Below are 18,492 nucleotides of genomic sequence, written 5' to 3' on the forward strand. Positions count from 1 at the left end.
AAAGGGCCGGGTCCGATCGACGGACCCGGCCCCGCAAACGAACTCAGGCGTCCTTGGCCCGGGCCTTCAGCGCCCGCAGGACGCCGTCGCGACCCTCGGCCACGAGCCGGCGCAGCGACGCCGGGTGGCCCTCGGCGGCGAGCCAGGTGTCGGTCAGCGCGACCGTCTCCTCGCTGATCTGGTACGCCGGGTAGGCCAGCATCACGAACTCCTGGGCCGGCTCGCTGTCCGAGCGGTTCCACACCTCGTCGACGACCTCGAAGAACTTCGCGGCGTACGGCGCGGTCAGCTCCACCTGGGTGGACGACTGGAAGCCCTGCAGCAGCGATCGGTGCAGCCAGTTGGGCAGTTTCTCCGAGCCGGTCAGCCGGGCCCACACGGCGGCCTTGTTCTCGGCCGTCGGCAGCAGCGCCCGCGCCAGGGCGGCCTCACGCTCGCCGCTGGCCGTCCGGTCCGACTCGAGCTCCGTGCCGATCTCCGCGTCGGTCGCGGCACCCCGGGCGGCCAGCGCCTCCAGCAGCGACCAGCGCAGCTCGGTGTCGATGGTGAGCCCCTGCGGCACCCCGGTGCCCTCGAGCCAGCCCCGCAGGACCGCGAGGTCAGCCTCGGAGCGGGCGGCGCCGAGGTACGCGCGGGCCCAGGCGAGCTGGAAGCCGCTGCCGGGCTCGGCCGCCGCGAGCGCGTCGCGGGCGGTCTCGGCGAGCTGCGCCCAACCCGTCGGCGCCCACTGCGGGTCCGCGAACATGGTCAGCGTCGTCGTCGCCTGCCGCAGCGTCGCCGTGGTCAGGTTGATGTCGCGTTCCTCGGGCAGGCCGGTGCGGACCAGCGCGATGTAGTCACGCGCGGCGAGCTCGGCGTCGCGAACCATGTCCCACGCAGCGGCCCAGCACAGCGCCCGCGCCAGCGACGAGTCGAAGCCGTCGATGTGCCGCACGATCGTGGCCATCGAGTCGGCGTCGAGCCGCAGCTTCGCGTACGTCAGGTCGTCGTCGTTGATCAGGAGCACGTCAGCGGCCCGCTCACCGACCAGCGACGGGATGACGGTCTCCTCGCCGCTCACGTCGATCTCGAGGCTGTCGCGGCGCACCAGCCGGTCGCCCTGCAGGTCGTAAAGGCCGACACCGATCCGGTGCGTACGCAGCGTCGGGTAGTCGGCCGGCGCTTCCTGCTGGACGACCACACGGTCGTACGTGCCGTCGGCGCCCACCGTCACGACCGGCCGCAGGATGTTGACCTGTGCGGTCTCGAGCCACTGCGCGGCGAACTTGCGCAGCTCCCGGCCGGACGCCGTCTCCAGCTCGGTCAGCAGGTCGTCGAACGTGGCGTTGCCCCAGGCGTGCCGCTGGAAGTACGCGCGCAGCCCGGCCAGGAACGAGTCCAGCCCGACGTACGCCACGAGCTGCTTGATGACGCTGGCGCCCTTGGCGTACGTGATGCCGTCGAAGTTGACCTCGACGGCCTCCAGGTCGGGCATCTCGCAGTACACGGGGTGGGTCGACGAGAGCTGGTCCTGCCGGTAACCCCACGTCTTGCGGATCGACAGGAACGTCGTCCACGCGTCGGTGAAGCGCGTCGCCGTGGTGTTGCACCAGTGGCTCGCCCACTCGGCGAACGACTCGTTCAGCCACAGGTCGTTCCACCAGCGCATGGTCACGAGGTCGCCGAACCACATGTGGGCCAGCTCGTGCAGGATCGTGTTGGCGCGCTGCTCGTACTCGTAGTCGGTGACCTGCGAGCGGAAGATGTAGTGCGCCTCGGCGTGCGTGACGCAGCCGAAGTTCTCCATCGCGCCGGCGTTGAAGTCGGGCACCCACAGCTGGTCGTACTTCGGCAGCGGGTAGCGCACGCCGAACTGCTCGTGGAAGAAGTCGAAGCCCTGCTTGGTGACGAGGAACAGGTCCTCGGGGTCGAGATACTGCGCCATCGAGGCCCGGCAGAAGACGCCCAGCTCGATGCCGTCGTGACTGTCCCGCACCTCGTGGTACGGCCCCGCGCACAGCGCCGTGATGTACGTGCTCATCCGTGGCGACGTCGCGAAGTGCACCGTCTTGGCGTCACCGTCGGCGGGCTCGGTGCCCTCCGCCGGCATGTTCGAGATGACCTTCCAGTGCGCCGGCACCGTGGCGTGCCACGTGAAGACGCTCTTGAGGTCGGGTTGGTCGAACGCGGCGTAGACCCGCTGCGCGTCGGCCGTCTCGAACTGGCTGTAGAGGTAGACCTCGTTGTCGACGGGGTCCTCGCTGCGCTGCATGCCCTGGCCGCTGGCCGAGTAGTGATAATCGGCGTCGACGACCAGCTTGTTCTCCGCGGCGAGCCCGGTCAGGGCCAGCCCGCGTTCGGCCGACCACCCGGAGAGATCCACGGGTGCGTCGTTGAGCACCGCGGAGCGCACCGATGCGGCAGCGACCTCGATGAAGGTCTGCGCGCCCGGCTCACTGCAGCGGAACGTGACTTCGGTGACCGTACGGAAGGTGCCGTCGCCCGGATTACCGGCCCCGTCGGTCAGGTCCAAGGCGATGTCGTACCCCGTCACCTCGAGCAGGCGGGCCCGCTCGGCGGCCTCTACCTGGGTCAGGTTACGAACTCCGGCCACGATCACTCTCCTCCATGGTGGCAGGGGCAACACCGCCCCGGCTAGAGCCTTCCACGCCACCCTATGTGCTCGCCCCACGTCCCACCCTGGGAGGATCGGCGAATGAGCGAACACACTCCCGTGCGTGGAGCCCGAGTCGCGGAATAGGGCCAAATTTCGCCTGAAATCATCACGACGAGCGTTTGCCGGTCGTTGTATGGGGTGAGAACAGTCACCCAACCGGAGGTTTCCGATGACTGAAATCGACACCCTTGCCACGAGTACGTTCGCCGTGCACCGAGGCGCGTGGGAGCGCACCTGCCCCACCCTGACGGCCGACCTCGCCGCGATGGTAGCTCCGCCCATCACCGTCTCCGCCTTCCCGGTGACCTCCGCACCCGCGGCCACCCGTGCGCGGGTCAAGGAGGCCCGGATGCGGCAGAACCTGCCGTTCGGCACGGCCTGATCGGTGAGATACCAGCGGGGCACCTGGTACGCCCTGGGGCCCGCTGGGTAGGTTCGCGGTCATGACGGTCGTGCACCCGATCAGCCGGGCCTGGATCACCACTGGCGGCACCGGCGCCCAGAACTACGACGAGTTCGCCGACGACGCCGAGATCACGGCCATCATCGAGGCCAACCCGCGCAGCGCGCTGGCCATCGAAATGCCGCACCGCGCACCCGATTCCGTCGGCCGCGCGTTCCTCGACTGTCTGCCGGCCGCCGCCGCGCGTCTCGCCGGGGAGAAGGCCGACGGCAGCTACACGCCCGCCGAGCAGGTCGTTGTCCTCTACCGGATCAGCGCGCCGGGGGAGCCCTCCGCGTACGGTCTCTGGGCCATGGTCGACACCGACCAGATCTCCACCAGCGCCGACGAGCCCGGCCTGGTCATCCGTAACGAGGACGTCTTCATCGCCAAGGTCCGCGAGCGGGTGGCGCTGGCGGAGTCGCTCCGGACCCTGCTCTCTCCGGTCCTGCTGCTGCAGACTGCCAAGGGCGCTGAGTTGCACGCCGCGCTCGCCGCCGCCACCGATGCCGCGGGAGCGCCGGCTGCCACCGATCTCGACCCGAGCGGCCGCACCCACGCCATCTGGACCGTGCCCGCCGGCCCGCTGCAGGACGAGCTGACCGCCCTGGCCGGCGGGGGAGAGCTGGTCGTCGCCGACGGTAACCACCGCAGCCTCGCCGCGCAGACCGGCGGCCTGCCCCGCTTCCTGGCCGTCGTGACCACGCCCGATTCGGTCGCGATCCAGCCCTACAACCGCCTGCTGACCGATCTGGCTCCCGGCGATCTGGTCGCGGCGCTGACCGCGGCCGGAGCGCGGGTCGAGGAGCTGCAGCGCCCCGCGGCCGTCCCCGCCAAGGGCCCCATCGAGGTGTACGCCCACGGCAGGTCGTATTCGGTGACGCTGCCCCGCGAGGACGACCTGCCCGCGGTGGAGAACCTCGACCACGCCCTCGTCGAACGCGTCCTGCTCCGCGGCGCACTCGGCCTCGACCCCGGCGACAAGCGCATCTCGTACGTCGGCGGCGACTACCCCGCCGAATGGCTGCGCGCCGAGGTGGACGCCGGCCGCGCCGACCTGGCCGTGCTCATCGCCCCGGTCACCGTGGAGGACTTCGTCGCGGTGAATCTCGAACGCCAGAAACTGCCCCGCAAGAGCACCTGGTTCACCCCCAAGGCCCGGGGCGGCCTGGTGCTGGCGGATCTCGCCTGATGCTGCACCCCCAGGTCACCGCGTCCCTCGCAGTCCGGCAGCGGCCCCCGGCCGACGTGCTGGCCGCCGACCCCGAGGCCCAGCTCGCCTTCGCCCGCCAGGCGATGGAGGACACCGTCGAGGCCGAGTGCGGCCCGGCGATCCCCCTGCCGGTGGTGGTCGACGTGGATGCGGACGGCGTCCCCTGCCGCCTGTACGCCTCCCGCACCGCCTCACCCGTCCTCGTCTACCTCCACGGCGGCGGCTGGTGCTACGGCAGCATCGAGACCCACGACCGCCTCTGCCGCCGCATCGCCGACCGCTCGGGCTGCGCGGTCCTGTCGGTGGACTACCGCCTCGCCCCCGAGCACTCCCACCCCGCCGCCCTGCTCGACGTGGAGACCGTGCTCGGCTGGATCCGCAAGGAAGGCACCGGCCTCGGCGTCGACCCGTCCCGCCTGGCGATCGGCGGCGACAGTGCGGGCGCCCAGCTCGCCACGGTCGCCGCGCGCCGCCAGCGCGACGCGGCCACCCCGCTCGACTACCAGGTCCTGCTCTACCCGGCGATCGACCCGATGACAGCCTCCGAGTCCTACGACGAGGTCGCCGGCAACGGCCTCGACCGCGCCTCGATGAAACTGGCCTGGGAGACCTTCGTCCCAAACCCGGCCGACCGGTTCAGCCCCGACGTCGCCCCGCTCGCGGTCGAAAACCTCGCCGGCCTGCCCCCGGCCCTGATCATCACCGCCGAGTACGACGTCCTGCGCGACGAGGGCGCCGACTACGCGGATGCCCTGCTCAGCGCGGGTGTCCCGGTGGTGCACACCCGCTACATGGGCATGAACCACGGCTTCGCCCGCAAACTCGCCTTCTTCGACGCCGCCCGCTCGGCAGCCGACCAGATCGCGGTCAGTCTGCGGGCCGCGCTGACGTTCTGATCCAGGTTTGACAGACTGCGGTCATGCGCGTCTACCTCGGTTCCGATCACGCCGGCTACGAGCTGAAGAGCCACCTCGTCAACCACCTCGCCAAGCAGGGGTACGAAGTCGTCGACGTCGGCCCGCACGTCTACGACCCGGAGGACGACTACCCGGCCTTCTGCCTCAACACCGGCGCCCAGGTCGTGGCCGACCAGGGCACCCTGGGCATCGTCATCGGCGGCTCCGGCAACGGCGAACAGATCGCCGCCAACAAGATCCCCGGCGTCCGCTCCGCCCTCGCCTGGAAAGTCGAGATCGCCCAGCTGGCCCGCCAGCACAACGACTCCAACGTCCTCAGCATCGGCGCCCGCGAACACACCCTCGACGAAGCCACCGCCATGGCCGAAGCGTTCCTCACCACCCCCTTCTCCGGCAACGAACGCCACGCCCGCCGCATCGCCCAGCTCGCCGAATACGAAACCACCCGCGAGCTCCCCGCCCTCCCGGCGAGCTGACCCACCCTTCCGGCCGCCGGCTCCCGCGGGGCCGGCGGCTCAGCGCTGCTCTTTGAAGCAGACGAGAGCGAAAATGGCAGAGGAAGCGACCACGGGAGCCTGAGACAGCAGGTAGCTCGCGCCGACCGGCAAAGAGACGGCGAGGCACCAGCGACTGCTGGGGGTCTCTTCCGCCGAGAACGGATCTTGGGAAATGCCCCCGTTTTGCCGGTCGCACTCGGTCCGGTGTCCGCTCAGCGGCCGCGGGGGAGGTCCTCGCGGGGCATCCAGTTGCGGCGGACGATCGTGAGGTTGGCCTCGGCCTCGGCGTAGTGCTCGTCGGTCGGTCGGGCGGCGTCGCGGGCCCGGAGGGCGGCGGTCACGCTGACCTGCGACGATCCCGAGCCGACCAGACCGCGCAGGCCTCGCTCGGAGTGTTCCTCCCCGCCCGCCCCGGCTCCTGATGTCGGGCGGCTTCCCCGGGCGTCATTCCGCGGGCCCCCGTTGCCACTCCCGTTTCCGTTGCCCGAGGCGCGGGGCTTTCCCGGCGAGCCCCCGGGAACATTGCTCAAAGGCGGCATCGCACCTGGCCCAGGCACAGGACCGGGACTCGGCGGGGCCGTAGAACCCAGCGCGGCCGGAGAACCCGGCGCGGGAGACTGCCCAGGCGTAGGCGACGGCCCGCCGACTGGAGTCGGCCCGGCAGAGTGAGTCGGCCCGCTAGAGGGAGTCGGCCCGGAAGAGTGAGTCGGCCCGCTAGAGGGAGTCGGCCCGGAAGAGTGAGTCGGCCGGGCAGAGTGAGTCGGCCTGGCAGAGGGAGTCGGGATCGCTGCGGGAGACGGGCTCGCAGCGGTGGACAAGCCGGGTGCAACCGATGCGCCGACAGCGGGAGTCGGGCCTGGCGTAGCGGGCACATCGGGCGGGCTGGGCGCAGCAGGCGGGCTGGGCGCGGGAGCAGGGCCTGGTGCGCCAGGGGGCGTCGGGATCGGTGTCGGTGGCGCGGTGTTCTGTTCCGGGTCGAAGACGGGTGGCGTCTCGACCGCGATTCCGTCCTGGGCGGCAAGGAGCGGGACAGGCCCAGCAGGCCCAGCAGGCCCAGCAGAAGGCGCGGCAGCAGCGATCTCACCAAGTCCTGGCGAAGAGAGCTCGGGCGAGGCGATCCCGGGCGAGGGCACCCCGGGCGAGGACGGCTGAGGCGAGGGCACCTCGGACGAGGACGGCTCCGGTGGGGGCGGCGCCTCAGGTGAGGACTGCCCGGGGGGAGACGGCTCCGGGGTGGCCTGTTGCGCGGCTGCGGCGGCCTTGGCTGCGGCGGTGGGGCGCAGGCGGCGGCGTCGACGTTCGGGTTCATCGCCCATGGTGCGAACCTACCGCTGGATGGTTCATTCAGAACAAGTCGGTCGGTTGCGGCATGCGGTGCCAGCGGAAGGCGGTTGTGGCTCGGTGGACGGCTCCGGGGGTGAGTTCGTGGACTGTGCCGGCGGCCTGGAGGGCTGCGAGCGGGACAGCGCCGAGGTAGACCGTTCCGAGCTCCAGCACCGTGCACGACAGGTCGGCGGGGTCAGCTGTGGGCGTACATGTGGCGTTGCCTGTGGGGTCGGCGGTGAGGCGCCACCTGCCTGAGTTGGCCGGGAGGAGGGGGTCTGTCACCTCCAGGACGACGTCCAGCGGTGCCGCATAGCGGCGGGCGGTCAGGGCGCGGGGGAGGTCGACGATGCGGATCCAGAGGCCGTCGGCGAGGGCTGCGCCCAGGCGGCGGGGCTCGTCGACCAGGTACTGCAGGGGTTCGTCGAGGGCCGCCACGTGCATCGAGGCGCTGCGGGTGAGGTCGATCGTGAGCAGGAAGTGCCAGAGCGCCAGGTAGGCCTCCGGGTTCGCGGCCACGAGCTCGCGGATCTGGACCTCGCAGTTGGGCCCGAGGTTGTTCCAGTCATCTTTGGTACGCCAGGTCGCGTATCCGTCAGTGCCCTCGGGGGTCTCGTGCACCACGCCGTAGAGCTGCGTGGCGCCCCCGCGCTGGGACTCGACGTCGGCGAGGGTGAACTTCCACCATGCGTCGTCGCGGGTCGACCAGCCGACCCGGTCGGCTCGCAGGTCGTCGTAGAGCCTCGAGAACACCGGTATCGCTTCGACGGGGTCGACCTGGCGCAGGCGTCCCCGAGGATTCGTGTCGGGAAGGCGTACCTCCCGGGTGGAAATGTCCAGGCGCAGGCGCTGCGACGCCGGGCCGTACCCGAACCGGGGGTAGATCTTGGTCTCGCTCGCCCAGAGCACCGCGACGGGTTCCTCACCTGCGGCGACGTCACGCAGCTGCCGGTGCATCATCCGGGTGAGCAGGCCCCGGCGGCGGTGGGTCGGCGCCACCCCCACCCCGGAGATGTGCGCGGCAGGCACGACCGCACCAGGCACAGTCAGATCCCTCGTGTACGCGGCCACGTGCCCGACGAGCGCCCCGGCGTCCTCGGCCACCAGGGACCGGGCGGGCTCGAACACCGCCCCTTCCAGCGCCTTGGCCTCGTCCGAGGGCGGGGTGTGGAAGAGCTGACCCAGCAGGTTCCAGATGGCGTCCCAGTCGCCCGGGGCGCCTACTCTGATCGGGATGTCCGCGGCGTCCATCCTGTTTGTGTAACGGACGGCGCGCGCTACGGCGAGCTATTTGTTCGCTGGTTACTCTCGTTGCAGGGCGGCACACGGCCGTACCGGGGAGGGGAACGATGCCAGAGCAACCGCAGTGGCCCGAGCGGACGCTCGACATGCCGCCGCAGGATCCCTGGGCCGATCCGCCGACGACGGACATGCCACCACGCCCGAGCGGCCAGGCTCATGGCGGCCAGGCTCAGGGCGGCCAGGCTCAGGGCGGCCAGACCCAGGGCGCCCAGGGCGCCCAGGGTGCCCAGGGTGCCCAGGGTGCCCGCCCGCAGGTTGACCGCACGCGGCAGTGGAACGATCAAGCTCCTGCGCAGGGAAACCAGCCCGCGAGCGCCCCGCCCGCGGGATCGCCGGCGTGGAGCGGTCGCGCGGCCGTCAACCCGCGGCCGCAGTCGCAGCAGTTCGCGGCCGAGCACGAGCCCACCGGCACCGGCTGGCCCGGCGCCGAGGCCCCGCGTGAGCGCCGCCCGCTCGACTGGCACCTGCGTCAGCTGCGCCTGGGCGGCGAGTGGAGCTTCGCCGGCCTGCTCTTCGCGTTCGTCTGCTGGGGCATCTGGGCGCTGTCGGCAGGTGGCGACCTGACCACGTCGGTCATCGTCTTCGTCGTGTCACTGTTCGTGGCGGTCGGCGTCTTCGCCCTGTCCCGGCTCATCGGCCGCGTCATGCTCGAGCGCCAGTTCGGCCGGGAACGCCACACGGCCAAGGGCTCCCACATCGTCGCCGGAATCTTCCTGGTCGGCGTCGGCATCGCCCACCTGCAGCAGACCGGCTGGGTCATGAACGCCGTCCACTGGGTCACGGGCCTCTTCACCAACTGAGAAAGCCGTCGGCTCGCGGTAAGCGAGCCGACGGCCTCTTCCTTCTCAGCTGTTGCCGGCCATGGTCGTGCCGGTCTCGAGGAGCGACTTGAGGTCGCTGAGCACCCAGGCCCAGCCGCCACCGCCGGCCTCGTCGAGCGGCGAGCCCGCGACCATCGTCGACGTGGCCGGCGCCCCGGTCAGCTCGTGCGTGAGCGTCAGCCGGCAGACACCGGGCTGCGACTTCAACTCCTCGATCAGGTACGTGATCGTCGTGAACGGCTCCGCCGCGGTCGTCGGGTCCATGAGCATCCGCCAGGTCTGCTTGAGCAGCCGCGGCGGGTCCGCCTCGATGACCTCGCCGTCGATGATCGTGTCCGGCAGGGGCCAGCCCTGCTCCTTGGAGTACGAGCGCATCTCGTCCGACGGGATCGACTTGAACTCGCCGCCGGGCTTGAGATCGTAGAACTGTGGCGCTGCGTAGCCGTACTTCTGGTTCCATTCGGGGTCGGTGATCGCGGTCCAGATCTTCTCCGGCGTCGTGCGGATCCACACCCGGAACACCTGAGTCGTCAGCGGCTCGGTCATGTCTCGTCCTCCAGCGCATATTTGAGATCGACGAGCGCCGTCACGTGACGCTCGGTGTACTTGTCGATCCACCGGTCGTGGATCAGCCGGATCGGCACGGGATTGAGGAAGTGCAACTTCTCCCGCCCGGACCGGTGCACGACGACTAACCCCGCCTCCTCCAGCACTTTCAGGTGCTTGGCGACGCCGAATCGCGTCATCTCGACCTCGGCCTCGAGCTCGCTGAGAGACCGCCCCTCGCGAGCGAACAGCAGGTCGAGCAGGAGACGACGGGTGGGATCGGCCAGCGCCTTGAACACCCTGTCGTCGTCCGTCATAACGCTAAGTTAGGTGACCAAAAGGTCACATGTCAAGCCTGAAAAAGCCCGCCCACCCGTACGAGTGAGCGGGTCCTGGTCTTTTCAGTGCCCTCTGCGCACCAGGCGCCGCAGCTGGATGATCCTCGCGGCGGCGACAGCCATGGCAACAGCCGCCCCCGCGACCCCCGCGATCAGCAACGCCACCGCGATCGGGATCTGCCCCTGCATCCACAGGAAACTGATCTGCACCCCGCCGGTGTTCTGCGCGACAAAAATGATCAGCACGATCAGCGCCGCGACCCCGGCCCAAACCCCGAACCAGACAGCACTGGTACGCGTCCGCGGCACCCGTGCAGCCGTCCGAACCGGCGGCGCCTCCCCGGCCGGCTCCAGCCCGGCAAGCGTCAATGCCAGCTCATCAGGCAACGGCGGCGCTTCCGGCTCCAACGCCGGATCATGCTCACGAAGCGGCTCATGCTCGGGATAACCCATAACTCTCAGTCTTCCCCATCAGCCCGTTCCGTTAACCCTGCACACGCGGGCCCCACCCCGATTCCCTCTAGCCCCACCGCACCGCAAGAGTCCGAACCTCACCACGGCGAGGCGCCGGGCCGCCCGCGTACCTACCGTCACGCGTCATGGGCGTGCCAGTTGGCCCAAGTGGCGATCTTGACCCCCATGACCCCCACTTCGCGATGTATACGAACCCAGCCGAAACCGACTTGGCGACCGAGGCTGCTGTGAGCGCGAAGGCATCCAAAAGGCTGTGACCGATGTCACGCTCCTGTCGACCCATTGCCACTCTTGCCCAGGCCTTCGCGCTCAAGGAAGCCGGGCCACCCGGTTCTCAACCCTGCTCGTCGTCCAGTCTCCAGCCGTGCCGAGCCCACGCTGCGCCGCCGAGACGGCAACCTCAGAACCGGACAGATCCGGGCCCCCGCAAGCTCTCCGCGCTGAAACCCGACCAAGGCACACACTCCAAGCCCCAAGCCGCCGTCTCGGAGGTCGAAGAGCGACTGCTGCCAGGCCTCGAACTCCGGGCCGGACGGGAGGAAGTCCGGCTTTGCCTTCACCACGGCGGAAGCACTCATGCCCGCACCCGGCCGAGTTCGCCACGACAAACCGAACGCCCCGATCCCCAAGGCAAGAGGGAAGAAAGGGCCAGACCGCGGAAGATCACCGCGCACCGCGGGTCTGAGGGCTCGGCCCCAACAACGACAACCCGCCCGGCGCGACCCCGCACCACGGGGTTCGGCCCTCACAGCGACAAACCCGCCCGGCGCGACCCCCGCACCGCGGGGGTTTGGGGGCTCGGCCCCCATCGCAAAAATGGCGAAACTCCCAGGTCAGCGCACTTCGCTGACAAGGGAGTCCCAGAGTTGAGCGGGCGACGAGAATCGAACTCGCGTAGTCAGTTTGGAAGACTGAAGCTCTACCATTGAGCTACGCCCGCGTGGCGTCATTGAGTGCCTGATGCCCGGGGATAGCGTACTGAATCATCTCGCGGATCGCGAACCGGTTCCCCCGCGTGGCGCACCGGAGTGACGCCGCGGCACACGGCGTGGGGCCGACCGCATACACTTGCCAGCGGCCTCGGGGTGTAGCGCAGCTTGGTAGCGCACTCGCTTTGGGAGCGAGGGGCCGTGGGTTCGAATCCCGCCACCCCGACTTACATCAAATACGAAGAGATCCATCAAGGAGTACGCCTGTGAAGAGCACCGTCGAGACTCTGAGTCCGACTCGGGTGCGGCTCGCCATCGAGGTGCCGTTCGACGAGCTGAAGTCGAGTCTGCAGAAGGCGTACCGCGAGATCGGTTCTCAGGTCCAGATCCCGGGCTTCCGCAAGGGCAAGATCCCGGCGGCTGTGATCGATCAGCGGGTCGGCCGGGGCGCGGTGCTCAACGAGGCCGTGCAGGAGGCGATCCCGGAGCAGATCCTGGCCGCCGTGCGGGAGCACGACGTCAAGACGCTGGGCCGTCCCGAGGTGGAGATCACCGAGTTCGCCGACAACGAGCCGCTGAAGTTCACGGCCGAGGTCGACGTGCGTCCCGAGATCACCATCCCCGACCTGAGCACCATCAAGGTCGAGGTGCCGGCCGTCGAGATCGGCGACAACGAGATCGACGAGCAGATCACCGGGCTGCGTGAGCGGTTCGCGACGTTGAAGACCGTGGACCGTCCGGCTGAGGAGGGCGACTACGTGACGCTCGACCTCAAGGCCACGGTCGACGGCGAGGAGGTGCCGGGTGGTTCGGCCACCAACATCTCCCACGAGGTCGGCAGCAAGCAGCTGCTCCCGGGTCTCGACGAGGTGCTGGTCGGGCTCGTCGCCGACGCTGACGCCAATTTCACCACCCAGCTCGTGGGCGGCGATTTCGCCGGTCGTGACGCCGAGGTGTCGGTGACCGTGCGTTCGGTCAAGGACAAGCAGCTTCCCGAGATCGATGACGAGTTCGCGCAGATGGCGAGCGAGTTCGACACCCTTGACGAGCTGAAGGGCGACCTCAAGGAGCGCCTCGGCAAGGTCAAGAAGGTCGAGCAGATCTACGCCGCCCGTGACGAGGCGCTGAAGCAGCTCGTCGAGGCCGCTGACATCCCGGCGCCCGAGGGCATCGTCAAGGACGAGGTCGAGGGTCGCAAGCAGGCCATGACCGACCAGCTGGAGCGCATCGGCGCGAGCCTCGAGGACTACCTCGCCTCCGAGGAGAAGACCGAGGAGCAGATCGACACCGAGCTGGCCGAGGCGGCCACCGAGGGCGTCAAGATCCAGCTGTTGCTCGACACCATCGCCGACGCCGAGGACATCCAGGTGTCCGACGACGAGTTCGGGCACGAGATCGTGCACCGGGCCCAGCGCGCCCAGATGCAGCCCCAGCAGTACTACGACCAGCTCGTGCAGTCGGGTGCGGCCGCGGCCGTGTTCGGCGACGTGCGCCGTGGCAAGGCCCTGGCCAACGTCATGGAGCAGGTTGAGATGAAGGACACCGAGGGCAACGTCCTCACGCTCGACGACCTGCGGGCCGCGAGCGAGGACGAGCACGCCGGCCACAATCACTGAGGTCAGCTGAACAGGGGCCGCCGCGACACGTGGCGGCCCCTTTCGCCTATTCACCCCGCGCCTGATGCGCTGTCAGCGAACACCTGCCCGAGCGGGAAGCTGATGCGCATTCAACCGGTTAGGTTGGTCGTACGACGAACACCCCGCCGGCCGGATCTTCGGCCGACACAGTCAGCTGTGAAGGGCTGCCATGACCGATCTGCACATCCCAGCGAGTCCCGTGCTGCGTGGTGACTCACTCAGTGGCAACCTCGACGACTCGGTCTACAACCGCCTTCTGCGCGAGCGGATCATCTTCCTCGGCAGCGAGGTCACCGACCAGGTTGCCAACCGCATCTGCGCGCAGCTGCTGCTGCTCTCGGCGGAAGACCCGGAGCGCGACATCAACCTCTGGATCAACTCTCCGGGTGGCTCCGTCTACTCCGGCATGGCGATCTACGACACGATGCAGTTCATCGACAACGATGTCTCCACCGTGGCCATGGGCATGGCCGCGTCGATGGGGCAGTTGCTTCTCTGCGCCGGCGCCGAGGGCAAGCGATACGCCCTCCCGCACGCGCGGATCATGATGCACCAGCCGTCCGGTGGCATGGGTGGCACCGCCGCCGACATCGCCATCCAGGCCGAGCAGATGCTCTACACCAAGCGCATGTTCCAGGAGCGGGTGGCATTCCACACCGGTCAGGACCAGGCGACGATCGAGGCCGACTCCGACCGTGACCGCTGGTTCACGGCTGAAGAGGCAAAGAACTACGGCTTCATCGACAAGGTGATCACGGGGGCCACTCAGGTCCCCGAGGGCGCCGGAACGCTGAACTGAGGAGAGCGACTATGACTGACCTGACCATGCCCTCCGGCTTCGCTCCGGTGCACAACCGCTACGTCCTGCCCTCGTTCGTCGAGCGCACGTCGTATGGCGTGAAGGAGTCGAACCCGTACAACAAGATGTTCGAGGACCGGATCATCTTCCTCGGCGTCCAGGTGGACGACGCGTCGGCCAACGACGTGATGGCCCAGCTGCTGACGCTGGAGAGCGCCGACCCGGACCGCGACATCCTGATGTACATCAACTCGCCCGGTGGCTCGTTCACGGCGATGACGGCCATCTACGACACCATGCAGTATGTCCGTCCCGACATCAGCACGGTCTGTCTCGGCCAGGCGGCCAGCGCCGCCGCGGTGCTGCTCGCCGGTGGCACCCCCGGTAAGCGGATGGCGCTCCCGCACTCGCGGATCATCATCCACCAGCCGGCCACCGAGGGTGGCTACGGCCAGGGCTCGGATATCGAGATCCAGGCCCGCGAGATCCTGCGGATGCGCAGCCAGATGGAGGAGCTGATCTCGCGTCACTCCGGCCGTCCGGAGGAGCAGGTCCGCAAGGACGTCGACCGCGACAAGATCATGACGGCTGACGAGGCCAAGGAGTACGGCATCGTCGACACCGTCCTGGCGACCCGTAAGAAGAGCCTCCAGGCCGCCAACGCCTGAGGCTGACCCGGCGATGTCGGGGGCAGGTCAGCGCACGCTAGACTGACCAGCCCCTGACACGCCCGTTTTGGGGGGTCGGAGATCTGCCCCTTTGCGGGTAACGTCGACCGTGCAACCTCGGTTATGGGCAACCTCAGTTATTGGGTGATCCAGTTATTGGGTGACCCCAGTTTCGGGTGATCCGGTTACGGGTGACCCAGCTTCGGGTGATCCGAGTACGGGTGACGCAGTCACGGGCAAACCGGTTTCTGGCAACGCCGGTGCTGGGTAACCCTGGTGCTGGGTAACCCCGGGTTACGGGCAACCTCAGCGGTGGGCATCCTCAGTATCGGATGCCGGCAGTCGATGAACTGTGCAAGACGATGTTCTGGCATTGAGGGTGATCGTCCTCAGGCCGCGAGGGCCGGCGATCGCCGGCCGATGAGCGCAGGGAGAACGTAGGTGGCACGGATCGGTGACGGTGGCGACCTACTGAAGTGCTCCTTCTGTGGGAAGTCGCAGAAGCAGGTCAAAAAGCTCATCGCGGGCCCTGGGGTCTACATCTGCGACGAGTGCATCGACCTCTGCAATGAGATCATCGAGGAGGAGCTGGCCGAAACCGGCGAGGTGAAGTGGGAAGAGCTTCCCAAGCCGATGGAGATCTGCCAGTTCCTCGACAACTACGTGGTGGGCCAGGAACAGGCCAAGAAGGCTCTGTCCGTCGCCGTCTACAACCACTACAAGCGGATTCAGGCCGAGTCGAGCGGCGCGCCCGGTGGGGGTAGCGACGTCGAGGTGGCCAAGTCCAACATCATGCTCATCGGCCCCACGGGCTGCGGTAAGACGCACCTGGCGCAGACGCTGGCCCGGATGCTCAACGTCCCGTTCGCCATCGCGGACGCCACGGCGCTGACCGAGGCGGGTTACGTCGGCGAAGACGTCGAGAACATCCTGCTGAAGCTGATCCAGGCCGCGGACTACGACGTGAAGCGTGCCGAGCAGGGCATCATCTACATCGACGAGGTCGACAAGATCGCCCGCAAGAGCGAGAACCCGTCGATCACCCGGGATGTCTCCGGCGAGGGTGTGCAGCAGGCGCTGCTGAAGATCCTCGAGGGCACGGTGGCGAACGTCCCGCCGCAGGGCGGCCGTAAGCACCCGCACCAGGAGTTCATCCAGATCGACACCACCAACGTGCTGTTCATCGTCGGTGGCGCCTTCGCGGGGCTGGACCGGATCATCGAGTCGCGGATCGGGCAGGGCGGGGTCGGCTTCGGAGCCCACCTGCGTTCGGTCTCGGACCGCAACACCGATGACATCTTCAGCAAGGTCATGCCCGAGGACATGCTGAAGTTCGGCCTGATCCCCGAGTTCATCGGCCGGCTCCCGGTGATCACCACGGTGCGCAACCTCGACCGTGAGGCGCTCATCAAGATCCTCACCGAGCCCCGCAACGCCTACGTGAAGCAGTACCAGCGGCTCTTCGAGCTGGACGGCGTCGAGCTCGAGTTCGACACCGGAGCCCTCGAGGCGATCGCCGACCAGGCGATGCTCCGTGGCACCGGCGCCCGTGGCCTCCGCGCGATCATGGAGGAAGTCCTCCAGAACGTGATGTTCGAGGTTCCGAGCAACCCCGACGCCGCCCGGGTCCTCATCACCCGTGAGGTCGTCGTCGAGAACGTCATCCCGACCATCGTCCCGCGCGAGTTCGGGGGCCGTCGCCCCCAACGCAACCGCGAGGAGAAATCGGCCTGAGCCAGCCGCTCGAGCTGTCAGAGGCGATCGCCCGGGTCGAGTCCGGGGAACACCTCCCGACGGCTCCCTGGTTGTCCCTGGTGCCACCGCCGTCGCCTCACAGCGCGGCGGTGGTGTCGTTTCCGGGGCACATCATCGTGTCGGCCGGCGTGGACCGGTTCTGGCTCGATTCGTGGATGGGCGACGACGATCTCTCCGCACCCATGTCCCCGGCGTTCCTGTCGGCGCTCGAGGAACGGCTGCGACTGCACTCCGACAGCCTCGACGCGCTCCTGCTCGGCGCTCCACTGCCCGGCGACCCACCTGGGGAGCTGACTCTTTTCGAGGACGCCACACATCGTCGCGTCGTCCGGGCACTCCACCGTCGCAGTGAAGTGCTCGTCTGGGCGTACGGTAAATCTGTCCTGACTATCGGTCGTGGTCTCACCGGCCGGTGGGAGGCGGGGGTCGAAGTCGCCGAGGAGGATCGCAACCGGGGGATCGGCCGCTTCCTCGCCCTCGCGGCCCGGCATCTCGTCCCCGAGGACCGTCCGGTCTGGGCACAGGTGTCACCCGGCAATGCGTCAAGCCTGCGCGCGTTCCTGGCCGCCGGCTATCTCCCCGTGGGTGCGGAGGTTCTGCTCACCCCGTTCGGCATCTGAAGGCTGCGCGCGGGTCGTTCCAGGCGGGCTTCGCCGACCGTACGCTTGCCACATGCGCGTTGCCGTATGTCAGCTGAACGCTCGTGACGACCGTACCGAAAATCTCGCCGTGGCCCGTGATCTCCTGGGCCGCGCCGCCGCAGCGGGCGCGACCCTCGCCGTCCTGCCCGAATACGTCGACTATCTCGGACCCGGCGCCGGACTCCCCAAGCCCGAGCCGGTCGACGGTGAATTCGCGGCGTTCTTCGCCTCGGCCGCCCGCGAGTTCGGCATCTGGGTGCACGCCGGTTCGTTCCACGAGGCCGGTCCGGACGACCGGACCTGGAACACCTCGCTGATCTTCAATCCGGCGGGGGAGCTGACGGCGACCTACCGCAAGATTCATCTGTACGACGTGGAGATCCCCGGACGTGTCTCCTACCAGGAGTCCCGGACGGTGGCGCCGGGGGAGCAGACCGTCGTCACGGAGATCGACGGCGTACCGACCGGTCTCTCGATCTGCTACGACCTGCGTTTCCCCGAGCTGTACAGGGAGCTGGCCATCGACGGTGCGCGGGTGCTGGTGGTGCCCGCGGCGTTCATGATGCACACGGGGAGGGATCACTGGGAGGTGCTGTTGCGCGCCCGGGCGATCGAGAACCAGTGCTATGTGGTGGCCGCGGGCCAGATCGGGGACCACGAGCCGAGCCGTACGTGCTTCGGCCGCAGCATGATCGTTGACCCGTGGGGGACGGTGATCTCCCAGGCGCCCGACACCGTGGGCGTGACGACCGCGGAGCTCGACCTCGCTCGGCTCGAGGAGATCCGGAGCACGGTGCCCAGCCTCGCCAATCGCCGGCTCCGGTCTTCTCAGAACGTCTGGACCAGATAGCTGACCACTGCGAGGCAGACCACTGCGCCGCCCGCGATCAGCATCGCTCCGCCCATCCGCGACGGTCCGCGCTGGACGAGGCGGTGCACCGACACCACGACCGCGACCAGCACGAGGATGCCGATGACCAGCTGGGACACCGGCATCAGCATGTCGAGGAGGACATCGGCGGCGAGCGCCGGTTCACGATGCATGTCTGCCACTGTGGCACGACGCAGCCCGGGTCGACGGGAGTGGGACCGGTGTCGATTTGCGTTTCGGATGCGAGGTCGCGTAACTTTCTCTCTGCCCGAGGGGAACCCGGACGGAACGGTACGAAAGTCACCGATCTGACGGCTCACCGGAGGCGGAGCTCCTGCAGCGTTAAGCTGGGGGAGCACCGGGCGAGGTTGGCAGCGGGAAACCGGATTTGCGCCAACGAGAACGACCGGGTAATGTAGTCCAGGTCTGCGGGGAACCGAGCGGATGGATCGCCTAGTAACACTGCGATCTCCGGTTGGCCTGCTGGACCATCCGACAGGCGCACACCTTCCAAGGTGAGCGTGAGCGCGGGAAAAACGATCTCCGGATCCACCAAGATCTAGGTCTTGCGCTGGCGAAGTTGATCGGGTAAGTTTGAGCGGTTGCCCCGAACGGGTTTCCTGGTTACCGGGAGATTTCGAGCGGTGTGTGGTTGTTCTTTGA

Annotated in this window: 18 protein-coding genes and 2 tRNA genes; 12 read left to right on the forward strand and 8 right to left on the reverse strand. The window is 68.5% G+C overall.

Translation table 11 applies throughout. The features are described 5' to 3' along the window. Positions 1-43: 43 nt before the first annotated feature. Positions 44-2,593, reverse strand: a complete 2,550-nt coding sequence (pepN, locus tag Aco04nite_RS14295; RefSeq protein WP_212997696.1) for an aminopeptidase N — start codon at positions 2,591-2,593, stop codon at positions 44-46. A 232-nt stretch (positions 2,594-2,825) separates the two neighbouring features. On the opposite strand from pepN, the gene Aco04nite_RS14300 reads away from it, so the two are divergent. The 4 genes from Aco04nite_RS14300 to Aco04nite_RS14315 all read left to right on the forward strand — a co-directional run bounded on the left by Aco04nite_RS14300 (position 2,826) and on the right by Aco04nite_RS14315 (position 5,704). Continuing rightward, positions 2,826-3,038 (forward strand): hypothetical protein, encoded by a 213-nt coding sequence (locus Aco04nite_RS14300; RefSeq protein ID WP_212997697.1) that lies wholly within the window; start codon positions 2,826-2,828, stop codon positions 3,036-3,038. A gap of 61 nt (positions 3,039-3,099) precedes the next feature. After that, positions 3,100-4,290, forward strand: a complete 1,191-nt coding sequence (locus tag Aco04nite_RS14305) for a DUF1015 family protein (protein ID WP_212997698.1) — start codon at positions 3,100-3,102, stop codon at positions 4,288-4,290. Beyond that, a complete protein-coding gene (locus Aco04nite_RS14310) occupies positions 4,290-5,207 on the forward strand; it encodes an alpha/beta hydrolase (RefSeq protein ID WP_212997699.1) in 918 nt (305 codons plus the stop codon). Before Aco04nite_RS14305 ends, Aco04nite_RS14310 begins: the two co-directional genes overlap by 1 nt. A 23-nt stretch (positions 5,208-5,230) precedes the next feature. After that, positions 5,231-5,704 carry a ribose-5-phosphate isomerase gene (locus Aco04nite_RS14315; protein ID WP_212997700.1) on the forward strand — a complete coding sequence of 158 codons (474 nt, stop codon included), beginning with the start codon at positions 5,231-5,233 and terminating at the stop codon, positions 5,702-5,704. Between the two features lie 233 nt (positions 5,705-5,937). On the opposite strand, the gene Aco04nite_RS50230 is transcribed toward Aco04nite_RS14315, so the two are convergent. Continuing rightward, positions 5,938-6,264, reverse strand: coding sequence for a hypothetical protein (locus Aco04nite_RS50230; RefSeq protein WP_438874912.1), 327 nt, complete (start codon positions 6,262-6,264; stop codon positions 5,938-5,940). 805 nt (positions 6,265-7,069) lie between these two features. After that, positions 7,070-8,299 (reverse strand): GNAT family N-acetyltransferase, encoded by a 1,230-nt coding sequence (locus tag Aco04nite_RS14325; RefSeq protein ID WP_212997701.1) that lies wholly within the window; start codon positions 8,297-8,299, stop codon positions 7,070-7,072. A 98-nt stretch (positions 8,300-8,397) separates the two neighbouring features. Between Aco04nite_RS14325 and Aco04nite_RS14330 the strand changes: the two genes are divergently transcribed. Continuing rightward, positions 8,398-9,150, forward strand: a complete 753-nt coding sequence (locus Aco04nite_RS14330) for a DNA-directed RNA polymerase II (RefSeq protein ID WP_212997702.1) — start codon at positions 8,398-8,400, stop codon at positions 9,148-9,150. A gap of 45 nt (positions 9,151-9,195) precedes the next feature. Here Aco04nite_RS14330 and Aco04nite_RS14335 read toward each other — a convergent pair whose 3' ends face one another. The 4 genes from Aco04nite_RS14335 to Aco04nite_RS14350 all read right to left on the reverse strand — a co-directional run bounded on the left by Aco04nite_RS14335 (position 9,196) and on the right by Aco04nite_RS14350 (position 11,469). After that, the gene (locus Aco04nite_RS14335) at positions 9,196-9,717 is read right to left on the reverse strand and encodes an SRPBCC domain-containing protein (protein ID WP_203842375.1); all 522 of its coding nucleotides are present in this window, start codon (positions 9,715-9,717) and stop codon (positions 9,196-9,198) included. Continuing rightward, on the reverse strand, positions 9,714-10,034 hold the full coding sequence (locus tag Aco04nite_RS14340; RefSeq protein WP_212997703.1) for an ArsR/SmtB family transcription factor: 321 nt from the start codon (positions 10,032-10,034) through the stop codon (positions 9,714-9,716). The genes Aco04nite_RS14335 and Aco04nite_RS14340 overlap by 4 nt, the downstream gene beginning before the upstream one ends. 84 nt (positions 10,035-10,118) lie before the next feature. Continuing rightward, entirely contained in the window at positions 10,119-10,508 is a 390-nt protein-coding gene (locus tag Aco04nite_RS14345; protein WP_212997704.1) for a lipopolysaccharide assembly protein LapA domain-containing protein, read from the reverse strand. Positions 10,509-11,398: 890 nt separating this feature from the next. Next, positions 11,399-11,469, reverse strand: a tRNA-Gly gene (locus Aco04nite_RS14350). 141 nt (positions 11,470-11,610) lie between these two features. On the opposite strand from Aco04nite_RS14350, the gene Aco04nite_RS14355 reads away from it, so the two are divergent. From Aco04nite_RS14355 to Aco04nite_RS14385, 7 genes are all read left to right on the forward strand, one after another. After that, positions 11,611-11,684 (forward strand) — tRNA-Pro (locus tag Aco04nite_RS14355). A gap of 40 nt (positions 11,685-11,724) precedes the next feature. Then, positions 11,725-13,074, forward strand: a complete 1,350-nt coding sequence (tig, locus tag Aco04nite_RS14360; RefSeq protein WP_203842381.1) for a trigger factor — start codon at positions 11,725-11,727, stop codon at positions 13,072-13,074. 190 nt (positions 13,075-13,264) lie between these two features. Continuing rightward, the gene (locus Aco04nite_RS14365) at positions 13,265-13,894 is read left to right on the forward strand and encodes an ATP-dependent Clp protease proteolytic subunit (protein ID WP_212997705.1); all 630 of its coding nucleotides are present in this window, start codon (positions 13,265-13,267) and stop codon (positions 13,892-13,894) included. 11 nt (positions 13,895-13,905) lie between these two features. Further along, on the forward strand, positions 13,906-14,562 hold the full coding sequence (locus Aco04nite_RS14370; protein WP_212997706.1) for an ATP-dependent Clp protease proteolytic subunit: 657 nt from the start codon (positions 13,906-13,908) through the stop codon (positions 14,560-14,562). A gap of 441 nt (positions 14,563-15,003) precedes the next feature. Continuing rightward, the gene (clpX, locus tag Aco04nite_RS14375) at positions 15,004-16,296 is read left to right on the forward strand and encodes an ATP-dependent Clp protease ATP-binding subunit ClpX (RefSeq protein ID WP_212997707.1); all 1,293 of its coding nucleotides are present in this window, start codon (positions 15,004-15,006) and stop codon (positions 16,294-16,296) included. Between the two features lie 110 nt (positions 16,297-16,406). After that, entirely contained in the window at positions 16,407-16,937 is a 531-nt protein-coding gene (locus tag Aco04nite_RS14380) for a GNAT family N-acetyltransferase (RefSeq protein ID WP_244875986.1), read from the forward strand. Positions 16,938-16,989: 52 nt separating this feature from the next. Next, positions 16,990-17,808, forward strand: a complete 819-nt coding sequence (locus tag Aco04nite_RS14385; RefSeq protein WP_212997708.1) for a carbon-nitrogen hydrolase family protein — start codon at positions 16,990-16,992, stop codon at positions 17,806-17,808. On the opposite strand, the gene Aco04nite_RS14390 is transcribed toward Aco04nite_RS14385, so the two are convergent. Beyond that, positions 17,787-18,011 carry a hypothetical protein gene (locus tag Aco04nite_RS14390; protein ID WP_212997709.1) on the reverse strand — a complete coding sequence of 75 codons (225 nt, stop codon included), beginning with the start codon at positions 18,009-18,011 and terminating at the stop codon, positions 17,787-17,789. The two genes, Aco04nite_RS14385 and Aco04nite_RS14390, sit on opposite strands and share 22 nt — an antisense overlap. Between the last annotated feature and the right edge of the window lie 481 nt (positions 18,012-18,492).

This window comes from Winogradskya consettensis (genome assembly GCF_018332715.1).
Lineage (GTDB): Bacteria > Actinomycetota > Actinomycetes > Mycobacteriales > Micromonosporaceae > Actinoplanes > Actinoplanes consettensis.

Bases quoted from the DNA above. Each gene is read 5' to 3' on its own strand.
- Aco04nite_RS14300 (WP_212997697.1), top strand. From the start codon at position 2,826: ATGACTGAAATCGACACCCTTGCCACGAGTACGTTCGCCGTGCACCGA.
- Aco04nite_RS14305 (WP_212997698.1), top strand. From the start codon at position 3,100: ATGACGGTCGTGCACCCGATCAGCCGGGCCTGGATCACCACTGGCGGC.
- Aco04nite_RS14310 (WP_212997699.1), top strand. From the start codon at position 4,290: ATGCTGCACCCCCAGGTCACCGCGTCCCTCGCAGTCCGGCAGCGGCCC.
- Aco04nite_RS14315 (WP_212997700.1), top strand. From the start codon at position 5,231: ATGCGCGTCTACCTCGGTTCCGATCACGCCGGCTACGAGCTGAAGAGC.
- Aco04nite_RS50230 (WP_438874912.1), bottom strand. From the start codon at position 6,264: ATGCCGCCTTTGAGCAATGTTCCCGGGGGCTCGCCGGGAAAGCCCCGC.
- Aco04nite_RS14325 (WP_212997701.1), bottom strand. From the start codon at position 8,299: ATGGACGCCGCGGACATCCCGATCAGAGTAGGCGCCCCGGGCGACTGG.
- Aco04nite_RS14330 (WP_212997702.1), top strand. From the start codon at position 8,398: ATGCCAGAGCAACCGCAGTGGCCCGAGCGGACGCTCGACATGCCGCCG.
- Aco04nite_RS14335 (WP_203842375.1), bottom strand. From the start codon at position 9,717: ATGACCGAGCCGCTGACGACTCAGGTGTTCCGGGTGTGGATCCGCACG.
- Aco04nite_RS14340 (WP_212997703.1), bottom strand. From the start codon at position 10,034: ATGACGGACGACGACAGGGTGTTCAAGGCGCTGGCCGATCCCACCCGT.
- Aco04nite_RS14345 (WP_212997704.1), bottom strand. From the start codon at position 10,508: ATGGGTTATCCCGAGCATGAGCCGCTTCGTGAGCATGATCCGGCGTTG.
- Aco04nite_RS14365 (WP_212997705.1), top strand. From the start codon at position 13,265: ATGACCGATCTGCACATCCCAGCGAGTCCCGTGCTGCGTGGTGACTCA.
- Aco04nite_RS14370 (WP_212997706.1), top strand. From the start codon at position 13,906: ATGACTGACCTGACCATGCCCTCCGGCTTCGCTCCGGTGCACAACCGC.
- Aco04nite_RS14385 (WP_212997708.1), top strand. From the start codon at position 16,990: ATGCGCGTTGCCGTATGTCAGCTGAACGCTCGTGACGACCGTACCGAA.